1 protein-coding gene is annotated in these 254 nt (G+C 65.0%); it reads right to left on the reverse strand.

The window, feature by feature from the left end; all coding sequences use genetic code 11:
* The coding region (locus tag SB765_RS31645) for a flavin reductase family protein (protein WP_410932757.1) at nt 1–254 on the reverse strand (254 nt) is incomplete at both ends.

Consider the following 254-nt stretch of genomic DNA (forward strand, 5'->3'; position numbering starts at 1 on the left):
CCCGCCGTCATACTCGCGCCACAGTTCGCACTCGATGATCGCCGTAGCCTTGGCCAGCAGCGGGTTGCCCAGCTCGCTCAGGTGCCAGTCGATGCCTTTGGCCTTGTCCTTGCCCTTGCCGGCGAAGGCATAGGCTTCGGCGGTCTGGTCGGCGGACAGCAGGTGGATCGCAAACTGCTTGCTGTCGCGCAGGATCGGGTAGGTGTCGGAGGCGTAGTTGGGGCAGAACAGCACCAGCGCCGGGTCGATCGACA

Origin of the sequence: Pseudomonas sp. SIMBA_067, from assembly GCF_046534675.1 — a bacterium.
Classification (GTDB): Bacteria; Pseudomonadota; Gammaproteobacteria; order Pseudomonadales; family Pseudomonadaceae; genus Aquipseudomonas; species Aquipseudomonas putida.